The organism is Actinobacillus ureae ATCC 25976, assembly GCF_000188255.1.
Classification (GTDB): domain Bacteria; phylum Pseudomonadota; class Gammaproteobacteria; order Enterobacterales; family Pasteurellaceae; genus Actinobacillus; species Actinobacillus ureae.
Genome location: NZ_GL831080.1, coordinates 967,029 through 988,261, shown reverse-complemented (window position 1 = coordinate 988,261; position 21,233 = coordinate 967,029). Strand labels below are relative to the sequence as shown.

Here is a 21,233-nt window from a genome sequence, read left to right as displayed (position 1 = left end):
ACCGAATTAAGGTTTTCTTGAATAATTGAAAATGTCGTTGAGTGAATAAACGGTTTTTGTCATTTTGAATGATAAAACTCGATGACTTGTTGTTTGAATAGCGAGTTATATTTAGTCATAAAAAATCTGCACCTTAATCCGTTGGATGGTTAGTCCAACTTTTGGGGTGCAGATCACAATGGACGGCGCTCCTAATTAATTACGCATTTGCGTGTTCAATTTTTTCTACTTCTTTAGTATACTTTTCTTCATCAAACTCGCGTAGCGGTTTGTGTGATTCGCCTAAGAATGTATAAATTACCGGCAGAACGAATAAGGTAAATAATGTACCGATACTCAAACCAGCAACAATTACCATACCCATACTAAAACGAGCAATCGCACCTGCTCCTACCGCAAATAATAATGGAATCAAACCTGCAACCATTGCTGCGGTTGTCATCATAATAGGACGTAAACGAATCGTCGCTGAGTGAACAATTGCATCAAAGCGAGATAAACCATTGTTTAACTGCTCTTCTTTTGCAACTTCACACATTAAGATACCATGCTTCGTAATTAAACCGACTAATGTCACTAAGCCAACTTGTGAATAAATATTCAAAGTTGCGCCGGCAACACCTGCAATGCCAAGCAAATTAAGTACTAGCAATGCACCACTTAATGCTAATGGTACAGAAACTAGAATTACCATAGGATCACGCCAAGATTCAAACTGAATCGCAAGTACGAGGTAAATAATAATTACCGCTAAGGCAAAGGTCATCGCCATTGCATTACCTTCTTGAACATACTGACGAGCTTCAGATTTAAAGTCGTATTGATATCCTTTAGGTAAGCTGCGATCCAACTCATCTTTCGCCCAATTTACCGCATCACCAATCGAGCTTGATACTACGCCCGAAATGGTTGCTGAATTTAATTGGTTCATACGAGGTAATGCTGATGGTTCTGTCGAAAGTTCAAGTGTCACAAATGAGCTTAATGGAACCGATTCACCACTTGCCGTTGTAACATAGTAATTTACTAAATCTTGTGGATTTAAACGATCTTTACGGATAGCTTGCGATACAATCGGATACGCACGAGAATCAATATCCACACGTGTAATAATCGCACCAGATAAGTACGCACCTAACGTACCACTCACTTGTTGCATCGTTACGCCATAAGTTCCCATTTTCTCACGATCAAATTTCCATTTCATCGTTACCGTATCAAATTTCAAATCAAGACTCGAGAAAAAGAATTGACCTGAAGCTTGCGCTTTTTTCAGGAACTGAGTTGCCACATCGGCTAACTTAGTATAGTTATCTGCGGTAGTAATCACTAATGAGAACGGTAAACCGTTTTCACCGGTTGAAATTTCTGGGAATGAAATCGCATTAATATCCATCCCGACAACATTTTTAGCAATTGCAGAAACGTCTGCTGAAATTGGTGCTCGTTCACGTTCACGATCATTCCAATCCTTTAATGAGATAATTGATAATGCACTATTTGCACCATTAAACCCGGATACAGTCATCATTGATGCTACTTCCGGTATTTTACCTACCTCTTCATTAAACTTCTCTGTCGCAGCTTGCGTATAATCTAAGTTAGTGTTTGACGGACCATTACCGATACCAACCACGAAGCCACGGTCTTCTGTCGGTGCGACTTCACTTGAAAGTGATGTTAATAATGTCGGTAATACAGCAAAAATTCCCAATGCAAAAATCAATACAAACCAACGCATCGCCATCACACCTCTCAGCATATTGGTGTAGCAGCTGGTCATTTTGTCTAACATCGCATTGATACATTTTGAGAAACGACTTTCGTGATCTTCATTGTGCTCTTTTAATACTCGGCTAGACATCATCGGTGATAACGTCAATGCAGCGATACCTGAAATAAATACCGCACCAGCTAAGGTTAATGCGAACTCTTTAAATAAAGAGCCGGTTACACCATCCATTAACGCCATTGGAGAATATACTGCCCCAAGTGTAATCGTCATCGAAATAACTGGAATAGCAATCTCTCGCGTACCAATAATAGCCGCATCAAACGGCGATTTGCCTTCTTTAACATGACGTTCTACGTTTTCAAGAACAACGATCGCATCATCCACCACTAACCCGATTGCAAGTACTAATGCTAATAGAGTCAATAGATTGATTGAGAAACCAAACATCTGAAGTAAAAATAATACCCCGATCAATGAGATCGGAATGGTGATAATTGGCACAATCATCGCACGTAATGAACCTAAGAATAGGATAATTACCACTAATACGATGACAGTGGCTTCACCAATAGTCTTAATTACTTCATTAATAGAGCTATTAATTGCAATAGTTTTGTCATATAAAATCTGACCGCTCATTGATGACGGTAAGTTTTTAGTAATTAATTCAAATACGGGATAAATGTCTTTCGCTACGGTCAATGAGTTTGCTGTCGTTGCAGCACTCACTGCTAATACAACTGCTTCTTTGCCATCTGCAACTACTCGAGATGCATCTTGGTATTTATCTAACTCAACCTTTGCAATATCTTTAAGTTTAACAATACGACCATCTGATGTTGTTGAAATCGTAACGTTTTCTAACTCTTCAACCGACGGCGTACTTGATTCCACTTTGTTTTTATAAACAGTATAGTAACCGTTCGCATTACCTGCCGCAGTATTTAAGTTATTTGCTCTTAGTGCTGATAATACAGCCGCACCGGAAAGGTTATTACCCGCCATTTTTTCCGGATCTAACCAAATGCGTAAACCGAAAGTTGCCGCACCAAAAATATCTACGCTTGAAACACCGTTTACTGTAAAGAATTGTGGTTTTACCACACGGTTAATATAGTCGGTAATTTGTGAAGGATTTAATTCATCCGACACAAAACGAATATACATTAACGCATCATTTGAACCTGATGATACGCTGATAGACGGGTCATCGATCCCACTTGGTAAATTTGCACGAATTGCATTCACCTTCGCAGAAATATCCGCTAACGCCATTTGTGGATTAGTATTTAACTTCATCTTAATCGTGGTAGTAGATGTACTCGGACTACTTGAAGAAGTTACATAGTCGATATTATCCGCTTGCGCTACCGCCTCTTCGATTTGAGAAGTTACCAACGCTTGCATCAAGCTTGCATCTGCACCTGAGTAGTTAACGTTAACAGTTACGATCGAAATCGTCATTTCAGGATATTCGCGAACTTGAAGTTTATTGATAGATTGCAAACCTAAAATAGTAATCAGCAAACTAATACAAACAGCAAGTACCGGACGTTTAATAAAAATATCAGTAAATTTCATTGATTACCTCAATTAAAGTCTACTTTCTTTAGCAGGTTGAGTAACACCTACCGCCTCTTGTTCAGAAACAATCACAAGTGCGTTATTACTTAAACGTTGGAACCCTCCGGTCACAATTAAATCGCCGGCTTTCGCTCCTTTAGCTAATTGTGCATAAATACCGCTACGGTCTAATGTTTTTACTTCAACTTGTTTTGCGTGATACATTCTATTCACATCTAATTTCGGATTTTGCTCTGCCATTTTTGCAACTAATTGCTTATCTTCGTCAGAAAGCGGTTGTAACACATAAAGTGTTTCACCATACATTGTGTATGTCACTGCAATTTGTGGTACAACAATTTGCTGTTTCTCGGTCGGTAATGCCACATTCAGACGAGCAAACATACCTGATAAAAGAAGATTTTGGTTCTCTGTAATCACCGCTTCTACATTAATTAAGCCGGTTGTATGATCCACTGCAGGATCGATTGCTGCGATATTTGCTGGGAATGTTTGACCCGGTAACGCATCAATGACTGCCGTTACTTTTTGGCCTACACTAATTTTTTGCACATCAGTTTGAGGTAAAGTAAAGCGAACTTTCATGACACTTTGATCTTCAACACGCACGATCTCTGTACCCGCTGGAATGTATTGCCCTACGTTTACATTAACGATACCGGCAATACCGCTAAATGGTGCGTAAATTTTACGGCGACCGATAGAGGCTTTAAGTGACTCAATATTCGCAAGTAATTGGTTATAAGTTGATTGCGCATTATCTAATTCAGCTTTCGATGCACTATTTGATGCGACTAAATTACGGAAACGATCGTAATTTGCTTTTGCATTTGGTAATTGCGCTTGCGATGCGCGTAAAGTCGCCTCTTCAACGGCACTATCAAACTCTACCAATAAATCACCTTTATTTACACGCTGACCCGAGCGCACATGTACTCGAGTTACTGTACCAGTTGCTTCTGCACTTAGCATAGCACCTTGATTTGGACGAATGTATCCCACAGCAGCAATGCTCGGTGTCCACTCTTGTGGCTCTACTTTCATCGCAGTAATTTCACTTACGGTTTCCTGCATATTCGCTACCGCTTCAGCTTTTTTCCCCGCAATAAATTTTTGCATTCCAGCAACGCCACCAAAGGCAACCAGCACCACTGCTAAGGTTGTCACAATTAAAAATTTTCTGCCACGAGAGGGCTTTTGGTTTTCTACTGTCATATATTCTCCATAGACAAATTAACTAAATTTAGAAAGTAATAGCTTTCCAAGTACGTGAAATAATTTCCTCAAAATATTCTTCCGGAACAACGTCTTTCTTGACCTGTTGTAAATACGCAATGTCTGTTGCCGTTCCCATACTCAGGTAATACAACACCTCGTTAGGTAAATCGACAATTACACCTTGCTTTTTACCTTCGTCAACAAATCGGTTCCAAATAAATTCTGGATCATTAATTGTTCTATAAACAATTTCGCTGAAACCAAGCATCGCTTGGTATTGGGACAGGTGAATAGCAATCATGGGGTTGTCAGACAAGAATTGCCACTTTCTAACCCACATTTGACGATATTGCTTGAAGAGAGATTCGTTCGGATCAAAATCAATGTTGATATAGCAGCTATAGCGTTCATAAATATGATTGGCTAGCTGACTTAAAAGTTGATCTTTTGTACTAAAATATAAATAAAGTGTACCGGCTGCCACGCCAATTTCTTTTGCTATCTTGCGCATTGATAAATTCTGTAAGCCTTCCTTTGCTACAAGTAACTCTGTTGCCGATAAGATATGGTTGATCATATCATTCGGATCAGTTCGTCTGGACATAAAACCTCCCATATTTAAATCCAATGAACAGTCGTTCATTTTATATTTATTCATTATAATTTAAAAGAAAAATATCTCGTCCGATAAAAAGCCGAGAAAAATTAACTGAACACTTTATCACTAACTCCTTTGTATAGTGATTTTTTTACTCTAATTTGCAAAAATATGGAAAATCCCACCACTTATTACTCTCATTCCGACTAATTTTATGCTAATATTTGCCAAATATTTTTAACCTATCTTTTTAATATGGCAACTCAATCAAAATATCAAAGTAAACAATTCGATGCATTATCCAGTGATTTAATTGCAACACTGGAAAAGTATAAAGCTCCCGTTGATCTTTCATTAATGGCATTAGGTAATTTAATTACCAATATCTTACGTGAAAACGTTCAAACAGAAGCACAACGTCATGCTTTAGCAGATGCTTTCTCAAATGCATTAAAAAACTCTTTAAAAACCAAATAGTATGTTTACACACCTTCGCTCATTATTACCGACCAATTCTCGTCAATATCGAGAAGAAACCTCGCAACGCATTACGTGGAGTCATTGGTTTACCCTTTTTAATGTAGTGTTGGCGTTACTTATTTCTTCCCGCTACGCTTTTAATGCCGATTGGCCTAATACACTGTCAGGTAAACTTTACTTTTTTACCAGTCTGTTCGGGCATTTCAGTTTTATTGTTTTTGCTTGCTACTTATTATTAATCTTTCCGTTAAGTTTCATCATTAAAAATGATCGTACTTTCCGAGGTATTTCCGTCATTTTGGCTACGATCGGACAAACCTTTCTTTTAGTTGATACGGAAGTATTTAAGCGATTCTATCTGCATTTATCACCGCTTGTTTGGGACTTATTAGTTAATCCCGAACAAGGTGAGCTTACTCGTCAATGGCAATTACTCTTTGTACCAATGCCACTTATTTTGTTAGCGGAAATGCTTTATTCACGTTGGTGTTGGCAAAAGCTACGTAGCTTTAACCGCCAGAAATGGGGTAAATATGTTGCTTATTTTTTCTTAGCCTGTTTTACTGCGACACATTTAATTTACGCTTGGGCGGATATGATGTTATACCGTCCGATTACCGCACAAAAGGCAAACTATCCGTTATCGCATCCGATGACCGCTCGTACCTTCTTACAAAAGCATGGGCTGATTGATCGTGCTGAGTTACAGCAAGAAATTGAAGAAAACGGTCGTTTAGACAGTTTCTATTTAAATTACCCGAAACACCAACTAACCTTTACTAAAAAGCCTCATTCAAATATTTTACTAATCAATTTATCAGGATTACGTAATGACGCAATCAATAGCGAAAACACGCCAACACTTGCTGATATTAGTCGTAAATCATTACGTTTTATACAGCATTACAGCAGTGGTGACTCTCACTCTGCCGGTGTATTAGGCATCTTTTATAGCTTAAGTGGTAAATATTTGGATCCGGTATTAGGTAATAAAGAAGCCTCTCCGTTGATGCTAGCTTTTCGCCAATCCGGTTATCAGCTCGGCTTATTCTCGCATAATGGCTTTGCGGATCCGGTATATCACCAAGCAGCTTTTGCCGGTATTTTATTGCCTGAATCCAAAAATAACCTAGACGCAATCTCACAATGGAAACAATGGCTAACAGAGCGATCTTTAAATGAGCCGTTTTTCAGTTATTTAGATTTAAGTTTACCGCAGGCAAACTCTTACGATCAGCAAACCCGATTGCTCGATTGGCAATTTAGTGAGATTTGGTCACAATTAGAAAAGAACGCTTTATTAGCAAATACCATGGTAATTATTACCTCTGATCAAGCTAATCCAACTGATGAAATGAGCTTTACTCAGCAGGATATGCAAGTGCCGTTAATTATCTATTGGCAAGGTGAAGTAAAAGAATACGATTCGCTCTCAAGCCATTTAGATATTATGCCGACACTGTTAACCCAGTTCTTTGGGGTAAGGAATCCTCTTAGTGACTATTCTCAAGGGATCAATTTAACCGCCCAAAATAATCGTTTATGGGTTTTAGCTTCTAACCATAACTGGAATGTCGCAATTATGCCGAATGGTGAACAATACCATATTGATCGTAAAGGTAATTTTGAGAAATTTAATGCTCAAGGCGAAAAAGAGAAAAGCGATCGTCCGCCTTTAGCGCTCTTCTTACAAATGATTCAGCAAAGTAATCAATTTGTCGAGAAATAAGGATTGGAAATATAACAAGCGGTCAAATTTAGCGAATTTTTTACTAAATTTAACCGCTTGTATTCTCTATAAGCATTTATGTGTTAAGCATATAAAAACTTAACGTACTATTCTGCCGTTTCATCATAATATACTTCACCCATCATTAGCGGTTTAGCAGTACGTACTAGCGCTGCTCGAGTGAATTTATAATCACCATCTACGTTCTCGCAAACCATGTCAACGCTGATAAAACCGGAAGGATGTTCAATCGTTACTACGCTACCGGTATCTTTATAAAGCGGATGCGCAACCATACCTTCGATATTACATGCTGCAGATACGCAAACTGAACCGGTTACCGCATGACTTGCATGGCATTTATCCGGTACAAAATAACGCGAAGTAATATTACCTTTGCCGGCCGGTGCCGATAAAATCCCCATTTTCGGAATCACTTTTTCAGATACATCGCCTAATCCCATCATTTCACCTGCTTTACGACGAATTTGCTCAATGACTTCGAATAACGCACGATTCTCATCTAGTTCCGCTTTGTTTTTTTACCGGTTAAACCAAGATCTTGTGCATTAAACAGCACCATCGGCATCGCTACATCAATACAAGTCACATTATAGCCATTGATATTATCTTGTTTATTTCCGGTCGGGAAAACTTTACCGGTTTTGGCCCCTTCAATCTGACTAAAATTGAGATTTACCGGCGATCCCGTTCCCGGAGCACCGGAAACTTCCGCATTACCCGTATATTTTAATTGCTTATTTGGTGACTCGGCAGAAACTTCAATAATACTGTTGGTATTAACGTTATTTACTACGACACTTGTGATACCGTCTTGTAATTTGTAATTCAATCAAGCCTTTTTCACTCGCAAAACAGATGATACCAGATAAAATATTACCGCATGAAGGTGCCGTATCTACCACTTTTTGACCGATACCCACCTGTGCAAATAAGTAATCTAAATCAACCCCCTCTTTCTCCGATTTTGAAACGATCGCCACTTTACTGGTTACACTTGTCGCACCGCCCAAACCGTTAATTTGAGTCTGATCGCCCGATTCCATAATTGCCATTAAGAATTTATCACGTTCAGCAATATCTGCTGGCAAATCATCTTTTAAGAAATACACGCCTTTTGATGTACCGCCACGAATAATCATACAAGGAACTTTTTTCATTTTTTCCACCTTTGCAAAAAAGTTATGAAACTTGACCGCTTGCTAAGTATAAGAAGCGGTCAAATTCTTAAATTATTTTACTAACCTAAAATACCCATACTTTGGAGCATTGACCACCAACCAAAACCAACTGTTACTTGGATAAATAATGTCACCAACGCACATACTCCACCGGCAATCCAAAATGACTTCACATCGTGATAGCCTAAGCCGTAGATAACTGCAGCCGATGCCGATGCATAGTGCGTTACCATGCTGCCATAGCTATTAGAGAATAATAAACCGAACTCTAAAAATACCGGATCAGCTCCCGCTGCCATACCTACTGCACAAAATACTGGCACCATTGATGCAACATAAGCAGCCCCTGAAGCAAATACATACCGAACAAGCACACTCAGCGTAAGTAGTAAAATAGTAATTACCATTGGACTACCTAAATCAGCCGGTACTAAATTGCTCATTGTACTTGATAGCCAAACAAAAAATTTTGCTTGTGTAAGTACAGCTGCAATACCTAATAAAGTGAGTAAACCCGGTACTGATGCGGCTAAGAACCATTGCGTCCAACTTACATCAATATTTAAAATCGGACGCATCAACTCAAGTGCTACTGCATTTGGTGCCATTGCAGTTAAGAAAATAAAGCCTGTGGTTTTAACCACCATATAAGTATTAAGCAGCAAAAACTAACCAAGTTGTACCTGATTTATAACCATCTAAGACTGAACCTTGTTTTACTGCGACTTTTGTACCGTCAGCCAACACTTCAGCGGGCGTATTACCAATAATAGCGGAAATCGCAACGGCAGCTAGCAGAAGAGGGGGAGCAGGGAAAGGTTTGAGAATGAGAGCAAGGATAGTGCCGATATAGACACCTAAAATGTGCCAACCGAGGACAGATAAACCTTCAGGCGTAGGGAAAATATAGGTTGCAATAGGGCATGCAAGAATAATTGCATAATGCAGAAGTTTTTTCAAGTTCATAAGAAATACCTCATTGCAAGTATAAACTTATATAGTCATATATTATATAATTAGTTATATTTATACTTGCAAGCACTGATCGTGCAAAAATTTGAGATAAATCATAAAAAAGGGCAAAGATTACTCCTTGCCCATTGTTTACTATTATTTGCACTTTTTTTGCAAAATTTGACCGCTTGTTTAAAGTCTTTCTTAGGTAATAATCGTCTCGTAGTAGAAATCTTCCGCTAAGCCATAAGACTCTCGATACTCAATAATGCTGCCGTCTAGCCCTTTTGCCGCACGGCACACTTTAATCACGGTTTTCTCTTGCCCATCCGTTAGATAAGTATCGTTATGGCTTAATAAAATCGTCATTTGCTCCTTTGCCGAGACGACTAATTGTCCACATTGTTTAAAATAAAACGGATAGAGCAAATTCTCAAACTGCTCCGGTTTCAGATTTCTCAGCTCACCAAACTTTTCCGGAGAAAGCCAAATCTTATCACTCACAATCACTTTATCATCTACTGAGCGAATACGCTCAAGATAGATCAGCTCTCGCTCTGCCGGCTCACCGAGCAATTGATTAATCTTTGGATTTGCTTGCACACTTTTAACACATTTAACTTCACCAATAGGCGTTTCTGGTTTTCCTTCTTTAGCATTACGCAAATAAAATCGTACAATCGATGATTCAACAAATGCAGGATGTTTTAAAAAAGTCCCTTTACCTTGATGCTTAATTAATACCCCTTCTTCAACTAACCCTTCAACTGCTTTACGCACTGTTCCGATAGACACATCATACGTTGCTGCCAGTTCTTGTTCACTCGGAATTGCCTTCTCGAAGCTCCAGTTATTTTCTGCTAAAAATTTTTGTAATTCATATTTAATTTGTAGATAACGAGGAATCTTATTTAATTCGACATATTTTTGATCATAGTTAAACATTTATATTTTCTCTCAAAATAAATTGACTCACTACCAAAAAATAAGTAGTGTTTCGACATATAGCCATCTATATGTTTATAGGTTTTCATACATTCTAATTTTTTCTTGTGGGGGTGACAACCATGTCTAATTTTCTTCAAACATATTATGAACACGTTGCCGAGCGTGCAGCAATTGGGATTGTACCAAAAGCATTAGATGCTCAACAAACGGTACAGTTAATTGAATTGTTACAATCGCCTATTGCTAGTAAAGAAAGCGAGCTTCTTGAATTATTTGAAACACGCATTCCTGCCGGTGTAGATGATACAGCTAAAGTTAAAGCCGAATTTCTGACAGGCCTTGCTAATGGTAGCATAACTAGTCCATTAATTTCTCCTGAACATGCAGTAAAATTATTGGGCACAATGAGTGGTGGCTATAACGTCACACCTCTTGTTGATTTATTAGACCATGCTCAATTGGCACCGCTTGCTGCTAAAGTCCTTTCTCATACCCTGCTTATTTTCGATAGTTTCAAAGACATTACGGCTAAAGCTAAACAAGGTAATCCTCACGCTCAACAAGTACTCCAATCTTGGGCTGATGCCGAGTGGTTTACTTCTCGCCCAACACTTGCAGAAAAAATCACGCTGACAGTATTTAAAGTTCTTGATGAAACCAACACAGACGACCTTTCTCCTGCACAAGATGCTTGGTGTCGTTCCGATATCCCACTGCATGCTAATGCGATGCTAAAAATGAAACGTGAAGGCATCGAGCCGGATCAGGAAGGTGTTGTCGGTCCATTAAAACAATTAGCCGCATTAAAAGAAAAAGGTTTTCCATTAGTGTATGTTGGTGATGTCGTTGGTACTGGTTCATCACGTAAATCTGCAGCAAACTCAGTGTTATGGCATATGGGAACGGATATCCCATATATCCCGAATAAACGTACCGGTGGTTTTGTCCTCGGCGGTAAAATTGCACCAATTTTCTTTAATACAGCGGAAGACTCCGGTGCATTACCCATTGAATTAGATGTTACTAAACTGAATATGGGCGATGTTATCTACTTTTACCCATACGCTGGTAAAGTATGCAAGCATAATTCAGATGAAGTGATTACTACTTTCTCATACAAAACTAATGTGTTATTGGATGAAGTACGTGCAGGCGGTCGAATTCCGTTAATTATCGGTCGTAGTTTAACGACTAAAGCACGCGCGGAACTTGGTTTACCGGAAAGCGATGTATTTGCCAAACTAGCTGAAGTCGCTGACTCTGGCAAAGGTTATACGCTCGCACAAAAAATGGTAGGTAAAGCTTGTGGCGTAAAAGGGGTCCGAGCAGGACAATATTGTGAGCCGGCAATGACTTCTGTGGGTTCGCAAGATACAACCGGTACAATGACACGTGATGAATTAAAGGATCTTGCGTGCTTAAGATTCTCTGCACCGCTAGTCATGCAATCATTCTGTCACACAGCACCATATCCGAAACCAAGTGATGTTGTTACTCACCAAACATTACCGGAATTTATTACCAGCCGTGGTGGTATCACATTACGTCCGGGGGACGGTGTTATCCACTATTAGTTAAACCGTATGTTAATGCCGTTTACAGTCGGTACCGGTAGTGACTCGCATACTCGTTTCCCAATCGGGATCTCTTTCCCTGCTGGCTCAGGTTTAGTGGCTTTTGCAGCTGCAACAGGTATGATGCCGCTTGATATGCCGGAATCCGTGTTAGTTCGCTTTACTGGCAAGATACCAAAAGGGATTACCTTACGTGATTTAGTTCATGCAATTCCTTATTATGCGATCCAAAAAGGCTTACTCACCGTGGAAAAAGCGAATAAGAAAAACGTTTTCTCTGGTCGAATTCTTGAAATCGAAGGTTTAGAACACCTCACGGCAGAGCAAGCGTTTGAGCTTTCTGATGCAACTGCAGAGCGTTCAGCAGCAGCTTGTACAATTAAGTTAAGCCAAGCATCTATTGAAGAATATTTACGTTCAAACGTAGTATTACTGAAAACAATGATTGCTGACGGCTATAGTGATGCGCAAGCACTTGAAAATCGTATTAAAGCGATGGAAGCGTGGTTAGCAAATCCTGAAATGTTAGAAGCGGATAGCGATGCAGAATATGCGGAAATCATCGAAATCAATTTAGATGAAATCAAAGAACCGATTTTATGTGCACCGAACGATCCTGATGACGCACGCTTATTATCTGAAGTACAAGGTAATAAGATCGATGAAGTGTTTATCGGTTCTTGTATGACCAATATCGGTCACTTCCGTGCAGCTGGTAAATTACTCAGCCAAGTGAATGGAGAAATCAACACCCGTTTATGGCTTGCTCCGCCAACAAAAATGGATGCAGCTCGCTTATCTGAAGAAGGTTACTACAATATCTACGGGCGTTCCGGCGCTCGTACCGAAATGCCTGGTTGTTCGCTCTGTATGGGTAACCAAGCTCATGTACGTCCAAATTCTTCGGTGGTTTCAACTTCAACCCGTAACTTCCCTAACCGTTTAGGACAAGGTGCAAATGTTTATCTTGCGTCTGTGGAACTGGCTTCTGTCGCAGCAATCTTAGGACGTTTACCATCACCACAAGAATATTTGGAAGCTGTTGCAACACTTGATGAACAACATAATGAAGTTTATCGCTACCTCAATTTTGATCAGCTACCAAATTATGTGCAAAAAGTGGAAAGTGTAATTTTCCAAACCGCACTCTAAGCGAAAACAAAAAAGTGGGCAATTAGCCCACTTTTTATTTGCCTTTTAAAGGGTTAATTCACCACTCGATAGCGTAGCGAAATAAATGCAAACCACAAGATTGCAATTCCTGCTAATCCGCTACCAATTAATCCGATATAAGGTAAGCCGACATGCTGAATCACTTGACTACCGATTAATGCACCACCACCAATCCCGACATTATAAATACCTGAATAAATTGCTGTTGCTACATCGGTCGCATCCGGTGCAAGATCCAACACTTGCATTTTCAATGCGATACTCATTGCGGTAATGCCAATTCCCCAAATAAACACTATGCCGAACATCGCCGCAATATGATTACTAAATGGTAATAAGCACATCTGCATTAGCATAATTAATGCCATATTGCTGATAATAAATTTCTTCGGTGCTTTCGGATATAAACGCCCGAATAAGAAACTTGCTGCCACACCTGCCAAACCAAATACTAATAAAATTGCCGTACTAGTTTGTTCACTCATTTGGCTGATCTTCACTATAAACGGTTCAATATAACTATAGCCGGTAAAGTGTCCAGAAATCACGATCATCGTGAGTAAATAGATACCGATTAGCATCGGACGCTTGATTAAAATCGGCAAGCTGGCTAACGATCCCGAATTTTTGCTTGGTAAATGTGGTAGTAACTTCCACATAATCAACATAATACCAAGTGCAATAATGCCGATCAGCGCAAAGGTTTCACGCCAACCGAACGCTTGTCCGATCATTCGTCCTAACGGCAAACCGAGAATCATCGCCAATGAACTACCTAACGCTAATAGCCCTAGCGCCTGTTGTTTCTTATCTTTCGGTGCAACTCGAATCACCAGCGAAGCGGTGATTGACCAAAAAATAGCGTGAGTAAGTGCGATCCCAATTCGAAACACCAACAACATAGCAAAGCTGGTGGCAAAATAAGAAACCGCATGGCACACAATAAATACCGCAAACAATACGAGCAACAAACGCTTTCGTTCTACTTTTGCAGTAAGTAGCATAAAAGGTAAAGATGCGAGAAACACTACCCACGCATAGGCGGTAATCATTAACCCTGTCGTTGCCGTTTCCATATCAAAACTCGCTGCAATGTCCGAAAGTAAGGCAACTGGAATAAATTCCGTGGTATTAAAAATAAATGCGGACAGTGAAAATGCAAACACTCGTAAAAACGAGAGTCTGCGCTGTTCTTTTCTGGTTATCATTTTATCTTCCTAAAAAATTAAGCGGTCAGATTTTGCAATTTTTTTGCAATTTCTGACCGCTTGTAAGTTTACGCTTTAGTGTTGCCCAAACCCTTTCAATCCGACCACGTGTACATACTCTTGGTTATTGGTAATTTTACGCACCAATTTATAAGTCGTACCACGTTCCGGGCTAATATTTTCCGGTGCGGCAATCAATAACTGCATATCTAAACGTTCGCACAATTCAAACAAGGTATTGATTGAAGTTGCATCCAAACGTGCCGCTTCATCAAGGAATAATAAGCGGCTCGGTAAAATATCTTTCGCACGCATACGGCGAGACTCTTCTTCCCAGCTTTGTACCACCATTAACAGGATTGACATACCGGTACCGATCGCCTCACCGGTAGATAACGCACTACTTTCCGCATGCATCCAACCGTCTGCTCCACGGAAGGTTTCCACTTCAAGATCTAAATAGTTACGGTAATCCAATAACTCTTCACCGATCGTTTGTGGCGTACGTTGTCCCATATCGATATGTGGATTCACACGTTTATACAACATTGCCAACGCTTCTGAGAAACTGAGCTTTTGGCTGTCGAATAAATCTTTATGCTCCTCTCTGCCATTACTCAATGCGTTCAGTAAGATTGCGTGCGTATCACAAATATTCACCACTAAACGCACCCCTTTCACCTGACCGAAGGCAATATTTTGTAACCCTTGGTTAAGCTGTAAGATACGGTTTTGCTCACGTTGAATCGTTTTACGTAAGATATTTGCCACAGATTCCACACTGATTGCTAATTTTTTCTCACGGCTGGTTAATTCGTTGGTTAAACGAGATAACTCAATTTCCATTTGTTCAATCGCATCAATCGGATCATCGGTTTTGATAATGTCTTGGCGAATACGCTCACGCAAGTGCTGATAAACCGCAATAAAGAACGCCACTTTATTTTCCGGCTTACGACTGTCTTCCGAGGCACGTAAACTGTCACGCAGATATTCGTTATCTGCCACTGCCGTACGTAAAGCACCTAACGCCTTATCGGAAATCGAACGTAACTCTTCCGCCGATTGATAAGCTAACTCACGACGATTCAGACGTTTTTCCACATCACTGTTACGTGAAAGTTTAAGTACTAAACACCAGCTGACTTTCGCTTGTACTACTAACTCACGTTGCGTGTGGTAATCACGTTCCGCTTTACGTAACGTACGGGTTAAATTATCAATTTCCGCTTCAATCGTACCTAGTTGTTTATCTAAATAACCTTTGCGTGAACGCTGTTGGCTTAAACGTTGTTGTAATTCGTCACGGCGTGATCTTGCACGTTCTTCCGCACCGATATCACCACGTACACCTAGGTCATCGATTTCACGAATCAGCTCTTGCAACATCTGTGTTTTCGCATCACACGAACTGCGTAAACCGGTTAACACTTGATTGTATTGAGTAAATTTCGCTTGTGCTTGACGTAATTGATCACGAGCTTGCTCACGTTCACGTTGTGCGCTCTCTAAACGAGCTCGTAATTGCCCGGTTAATGCTGATCCTTCCGAACCAATCGCTTCTTCGTAGCTGAAATGCACTCGGCGTTGAATCACATCAGACAGTGCAAAAACTTTTTGTTGGACTTGTTTTTGTTCCGCTTTAGCTTGTTGGTAATCTTGCTCCAACTGTTCGAACTTCGCCGGATCGCTCTTCAAACTCGCCGCAATCGGTTCTAATTGAGTTAAATAATTACCGAATTGGCGAACAAACTGTTCATCTTCTTCCGCTTCATCTAATTGCGCACGGCATTCTTCCGCTCGATCCGCTAAGGTTTCGTCTTCTAACAAGCTAACAAGCGGTAGAATTTTATTCAACATTTGCAATTTTGCTTTTGCCGAATCTAATTGGGTGCGTAATTGCTGTTCGTTGCCTGCCGCTTGGTTAAGTTCACGTTCGATTTCAGTACGTTCCGCCGCAATTTCTTGCATTTGCTCTTCCGGATTCGGCTGGAAGGCTAAATTTAAATGCGTACCGACAAACTGACTTAAATGCTGATGTAAACGCTGGCATTTTTGTACGTCAAATGCACGTTCCGCGTGTTGTTCGCTGACTTCATCACGTTCCGCTTTTAACGTTTCTAAATGTTTCTCACGTGCTGCACGTCCAAATAACGGCACTTCCGGAAATTTAGAATAACGCCATTGGCGATCAGATACTTTGACCACTACACCTTCAGCCAATTCTTCTGCGGTAAATACCGCATCATCAAATGCTGACGGGTCACCTTCGATCAAATAAAGATCGGTCGGGCAATCGTCTAATTTTTCTAATTGTGCTTTAACGCTTTCTAAATCACGTACCACGATAGCGTGACGAGCTTCACCGTAAAGAGCAGAGAAATACGGTGCATCATCAATCGATACATCATCATATAATTCAGAAAGCAGCACGCCGCCAAAACGTTCCGCCAATTGATTTAAACGAACATCGTCTGAACCGTCCGGCTGGCTTAAACGAGTAATCTGGGCGACTAACGCGGCTTCTCGGCGTGCTAATTCATCACGTGCTAAAGTGGTTTCACGCTCTTTGGTCAGCATATTTTGCATAAACTGCATCACAGACTGGCTGGCTTCAAATTTTTCACCACATTGCTCTTCTAAACGAGCTAATGCGGATTGCGCTGTGTGCCATGCTGGTGCGGTTTTCGCCAGTTGATTATATTGCTGATTAAGCTGTTCACGTTGCTGACGTTGCATCGAACGCACTTCAACAAATTCCGCTAATTCCGCTTCCACATCTTCAAGGCGAGCTTGTTGCTGTTCGAAATAGCTTTCTAATTCTTCCGCCGTCTCAAATTGCGTTTGTGCTTTTTGATTAAATTCAGCTAATAGACGTTCCGCATTTTGTTGTTGATGTAAACGCTGTTCCAAATCTGCAAGTTTTTGGCGTAAAGCGACCGCTTGTGTTGCCTGTATTTTTTGATCGGTAAACGCTGTTAGCAAACTTCTCGCTTCATTCCACGCTTCAGAGCGGTCAATTTCACCAGAAATTTTACAAACTAATTCATAAGCTTTTTCGAACTGAGTTTTCGCCATATCCGAAACGGATAAACGTTGTTCCAGTTCGAAAACTTGATCAGTTAAATCGTCTGCCTGTGCGGCAAATTCGGCATGATAATCTTCCACATTATGGAGATCTAAATGCGGTAAGCCACAAAGTTGTTTCGCTTTTTCTAATGCGGCAATCGCTTGCTGATATTGCAACGCACGTGTTTGCTGCGCATCCAACGCTTGCTGGTAATCCGCCATTTGTGAGCGTAATTCTTCCACTTGATCATCAGCATCATCCGCTCTTACTTGCGCAGTTTCCACTTGCTCGGAAACTTCTTCTAACGCAATTTGTTGCTCTTCCAGCTTTTCATTGAGTTCCGCAACTTCATCTTGATAACGTTCGATTTTTTCTTGGTGACGAAGCGCATTCATCACTAAATTTAAGTGATCGTTCGCCGAATTGTATTCCGCTTCTAAGCCACTTTCGTTTTCTGAAATATCCGCTACTTCACGGCTAAATTTGATTAAACGTTGCTGTTCTAACTCAAGTTTAGATTTCGATTCATACCACGCTCGGCGTTGCTCTAGAGCAATTTGTACGTTACCACGGCGCTCATTTGCATTGCGCATATAATCAGCCGACACGTAGTTAGTTGATTCGGTGATCAGGTGTTTAAACATATCACGATCAGATTGTGTGACCTTAATCGCTTCTAACGTCATACGGTTTTCACGTAATGCCGATTCCATATCTTGGAACGCTTGGCGAACGCCGGTGTTTTCCGGTAATAAATAATCACGCAATGATTTGGTAATTACGCTTGAAATACCACCGTAAAGCGATGCTTCGATTAATTTATAGAATTTGCTGCGATCCGCCGAAGAACGTAAACGTTTAGGAATCACACCTAAATCGAACATAAAGCTATGGTAATCGGTTATTGAATGATATTGTTTAAATACCACTTCCGAACCATCAAATTTATCTTTTAGATCCGCTAACGGTAATACACGTGCTTTTTCACCGACTTGTTCGGTTAATACGCTGATAATTGAATCGCTCATCGGCACGTTTTGTAACGATAACGAGCGAATATCCACTTTTTTGTCACGCCCTGCTACTTGTTGTAAACGCACACCGGTAATCACACGCTGTCCACGTGAGTTCAATGACTCTAACACCGCATAACACACACCGGCTTTCAATTTACCGTATAAACCTTTATCACGAGAGCTGGAAGTTGAACCGGCTTCTGTCGTATTACGGAAATTTAAAAGGGTTAGATCGGGAATCAGAGCAGTCACAAAACCCGCCATTGTGGTGGATTTACCTGCACCATTCCCACCTGAAAGCGTGGTCACCAACTCGTCTAAATCGAAGGTACGCGCAAAAAAACCGTTCCAGTTAATTAATGTCAGTGAACGGAATTTACCACGGCTCACTGTATGTTGAGGATTAGCAAGCGGTGCGATTGGTGCAGAATTTTGCAACGCAGTGGTTTGATCTTCAAATAATTCGTTTGTATCTGTCATTTGCTTTATCTCGTTAGCCGTTATTCTGTTTCATCTTCTAATTCGTCAGTTGCAGAATTTTCTGCAAATTCGACCGCTTGTTCTGCCAAAACTGCCGGTGTTGTCGCTTCACCATCACGAATTAAGCGTAATTGCGCTTCTCGTGGATCATCCCCCACTCGGACATCCGCTCCGAAGCGGAATACTGATTCCGAGATGACAAATTTCTTGCTGTTTTGCTCACCAATACGGGTAATAATACCGATACGTGCCAAACGGCGTAACGCACCACCAACTTTCTCGGCCAATTTTGCTTTATCTAAGTCAGAACCGGTCGAACGTGGGTTCACAGCCTTAAGTAATTTGCTTTCATCAGCAAGATTCATTAGCTCTTCATACACATCATCTTGGCTAAAAATGCCTTGTTGCGCTAAACGTTCCGGACTGAGGTAAAGATAGCAAAGCACTTTACCCACTAACATTTCCATTTCCGACATTGCCGAACGGGCGATCAAGGTTGATGCTTTCGGACGTAAGTAGAAAAAGCCTTCCGGCGCACGAATTAATTCCACGTGATAACGGCGGTAAAAGCTTTCTAACTCGGCTTGGAAGTCCATTAAGAATGCATGTTCATCCAGCTGTTCCGTATTAATATGGCGGCCAGCACGTAGTTGGCTGTCTAGCTCTGGGAAAATCGGGTTGGCAATTGCCACTGCTAATTTTGGAGAAATAACGTCTTGGATTTGCTCTGTCATATTTTACTCTCGTAGGGCAGGCATGTTGCCTACCATTAAACTTTCTGTTTTTCCAATGGTGGGGGTTTCCCCACCCTACTATTTATTGTATTGGTCGATCACGTTCGCCTGAACTTCGGCACCATTATCATTAATTGTTTGCCATTCAGGATAAACCGCTTGGCTATCAAGGCTTGCCATACCGAGTTTTACCGCTTGATCCACAATAATTCTTGCCACATCAAAATGACTAGACTGCGGATAAAGCGCAAGTTGCTCTCGCAATACCGCACCGAGATCGATTGGTTTACCTTCTGCTCTAAACAGCGCTAAATGCGCTTGCATTACGCTGATAATTTGCTCTTGAACATCAGAAAGCGATTCATATTCCAACTCACTCGGTAATTCACCAACTGCTTCCGCCTCATTCAGCATCGTTTCATCGTCGCGCTGATCTAATAGAGATTCCGCTTTCGCAGTATAAAGTAGCCAAGGCGCATTGAAATAATCTTGAATAGATTGGCGTAAACGCTGACCGAACACACGGTTTTTATCCATATCAATCGCTGTACGAATAAACTTGTGTACATGACGATCATAACCGATCCACAGGTCAATCGCTTTTTGTCCCCAGTTAATAATGCGGTCTAATTTGTTTTGCAGATTGACAATCAGTTGATCGACAAAATCCAAATCATCACGCCCGATCAAGCAGCTTTGAATACGCAGTAATTGTGCTTGTAGTTTATCGCCTGCCGCATTAAGCGTATCTTGTAACTCTCTTAAATTACCTGAGGTTTCATCCAACAACTGTTCACAACTAAGAATCGCTTCATGCCAATTTTGGCTCAACAATTCGGCAATTCGCTCACGAATTTGATGTTGGTTTTCATCCATCATACGTTGGGAAAGATCGATACTGTCGAAAATTTCCGCGACCGAATATTTAAGCGGTGCAAACACGTTATTACGCCAAAAACGCTCGTCACCACCTTCTTCCGCCGCCGATGAAGCACGTTGAATTTCGTCCGCCACAATCGAAAGCTGAATGGATAAACGTAAAGTGGAAAATTCTCGCTGACGCACATAATAATCCGCCACGCCAACACCCAACGGAGTGATACGATAAATGGCTAGACCTTCGGTAAATTCGCTGGAGAAACGGTTAAGAAAACGTTGTTTAACTAAATCGTTAATCGCATTATTGGCACGTTGTGTAAGGGTGGCTTCCGATTGGTCGAATGCTTCCGAAACATAATGGAAAAGATCAACAAGATCGCTTTCTAAAAGTTCTCCGTCCGTTTGTTCGTTATTGTAAATGGAAATCGCCAAGAGAAAGGCTATGCGATCAGAAGAAAGCGAAAGAGAGAATTCTCGCTCTTTCGTCCAGTTGATCAGTTCTGGGATTGTCTGTGCCAATTCGTTTTGCATACAGATTTGTCGTTTGTTGATGAAAAATGGCTTTTATTGTACAGGAATGTGAATCAAATAGGAATGAAATCAAAAAAAGAAGCGGTCAAATTCCGCAAAGTTTTTACGAAATTTGACCGC

General features: G+C 40.7%; 13 protein-coding genes and 2 pseudogenes. 3 read left to right on the top strand and 12 right to left on the bottom strand.

Annotated features, from left to right (window positions below):
• Positions 1 to 199 precede the first annotated feature (199 nt).
• Genes HMPREF0027_RS04725 through HMPREF0027_RS04715 form a run of 3 tightly spaced genes read right to left on the bottom strand, consistent with a single transcriptional unit; the run spans position 200 to position 5,195 of the window.
• Entirely contained in the window at positions 200 to 3,316 is a 3,117-nt protein-coding gene (locus HMPREF0027_RS04725; protein WP_005622660.1) for an efflux RND transporter permease subunit, read from the bottom strand.
• 12 nt (positions 3,317 to 3,328) lie between these two features.
• Positions 3,329 to 4,534, bottom strand: a complete 1,206-nt coding sequence (locus tag HMPREF0027_RS04720; protein WP_005622659.1) for an efflux RND transporter periplasmic adaptor subunit — start codon at positions 4,532 to 4,534, stop codon at positions 3,329 to 3,331.
• A gap of 28 nt (positions 4,535 to 4,562) precedes the next feature.
• Positions 4,563 to 5,195 carry a TetR/AcrR family transcriptional regulator gene (locus HMPREF0027_RS04715; RefSeq protein ID WP_005622658.1) on the bottom strand — a complete coding sequence of 211 codons (633 nt, stop codon included), beginning with the start codon at positions 5,193 to 5,195 and terminating at the stop codon, positions 4,563 to 4,565.
• A gap of 195 nt (positions 5,196 to 5,390) precedes the next feature.
• Between HMPREF0027_RS04715 and HMPREF0027_RS04710 the strand changes: the two genes are divergently transcribed.
• Positions 5,391 to 5,612 carry a YejL family protein gene (locus tag HMPREF0027_RS04710; protein ID WP_005622657.1) on the top strand — a complete coding sequence of 74 codons (222 nt, stop codon included), beginning with the start codon at positions 5,391 to 5,393 and terminating at the stop codon, positions 5,610 to 5,612.
• A 1-nt stretch (position 5,613) separates the two neighbouring features.
• Entirely contained in the window at positions 5,614 to 7,344 is a 1,731-nt protein-coding gene (locus HMPREF0027_RS04705) for a DUF3413 domain-containing protein (protein ID WP_005622656.1), read from the top strand.
• 107 nt (positions 7,345 to 7,451) lie between these two features.
• Here HMPREF0027_RS04705 and HMPREF0027_RS12920 read toward each other — a convergent pair whose 3' ends face one another.
• The 5 genes and pseudogenes from HMPREF0027_RS12920 to HMPREF0027_RS04690 form a co-directional block, all read right to left on the bottom strand.
• Entirely contained in the window at positions 7,452 to 7,832 is a 381-nt protein-coding gene (locus HMPREF0027_RS12920; RefSeq protein WP_276324223.1) for a PrpF domain-containing protein, read from the bottom strand.
• 35 nt (positions 7,833 to 7,867) lie between these two features.
• Positions 7,868 to 8,197 (bottom strand): PrpF domain-containing protein, encoded by a 330-nt coding sequence (locus tag HMPREF0027_RS12915; protein ID WP_005622654.1) that lies wholly within the window; start codon positions 8,195 to 8,197, stop codon positions 7,868 to 7,870.
• A complete protein-coding gene (locus HMPREF0027_RS12910) occupies positions 8,151 to 8,525 on the bottom strand; it encodes a PrpF domain-containing protein (protein ID WP_005622653.1) in 375 nt (124 codons plus the stop codon). Before HMPREF0027_RS12910 ends, HMPREF0027_RS12915 begins: the two co-directional genes overlap by 47 nt.
• Positions 8,526 to 8,605: 80 nt before the next feature.
• Positions 8,606 to 9,512, bottom strand: a pseudogene (locus HMPREF0027_RS04695) (anion permease).
• A gap of 192 nt (positions 9,513 to 9,704) precedes the next feature.
• The gene (locus HMPREF0027_RS04690) at positions 9,705 to 10,445 is read right to left on the bottom strand and encodes a GntR family transcriptional regulator (RefSeq protein ID WP_005622649.1); all 741 of its coding nucleotides are present in this window, start codon (positions 10,443 to 10,445) and stop codon (positions 9,705 to 9,707) included.
• A gap of 122 nt (positions 10,446 to 10,567) precedes the next feature.
• Here HMPREF0027_RS04690 and acnB point away from each other — a divergent pair.
• A pseudogene (acnB, locus tag HMPREF0027_RS04685) lies at positions 10,568 to 13,174 on the top strand (bifunctional aconitate hydratase 2/2-methylisocitrate dehydratase).
• A gap of 53 nt (positions 13,175 to 13,227) precedes the next feature.
• Here acnB and HMPREF0027_RS04680 read toward each other — a convergent pair.
• The 4 genes from HMPREF0027_RS04680 to mukF form a co-directional block, all read right to left on the bottom strand.
• Positions 13,228 to 14,403 carry a sugar transporter gene (locus HMPREF0027_RS04680; RefSeq protein WP_005622646.1) on the bottom strand — a complete coding sequence of 392 codons (1,176 nt, stop codon included), beginning with the start codon at positions 14,401 to 14,403 and terminating at the stop codon, positions 13,228 to 13,230.
• Positions 14,404 to 14,478: 75 nt separating this feature from the next.
• Positions 14,479 to 18,969: a chromosome partition protein MukB gene (gene mukB, locus HMPREF0027_RS04675; protein ID WP_005622645.1), complete on the bottom strand. Its 4,491-nt coding sequence runs from the start codon at positions 18,967 to 18,969 to the stop codon at positions 14,479 to 14,481.
• A 20-nt stretch (positions 18,970 to 18,989) separates the two neighbouring features.
• Entirely contained in the window at positions 18,990 to 19,703 is a 714-nt protein-coding gene (gene mukE, locus HMPREF0027_RS04670; protein ID WP_005622644.1) for a chromosome partition protein MukE, read from the bottom strand.
• A 78-nt stretch (positions 19,704 to 19,781) separates the two neighbouring features.
• Positions 19,782 to 21,113 carry a chromosome partition protein MukF gene (gene mukF, locus HMPREF0027_RS04665; protein ID WP_005622643.1) on the bottom strand — a complete coding sequence of 444 codons (1,332 nt, stop codon included), beginning with the start codon at positions 21,111 to 21,113 and terminating at the stop codon, positions 19,782 to 19,784.
• Positions 21,114 to 21,233: the final 120 nt, after the last annotated feature.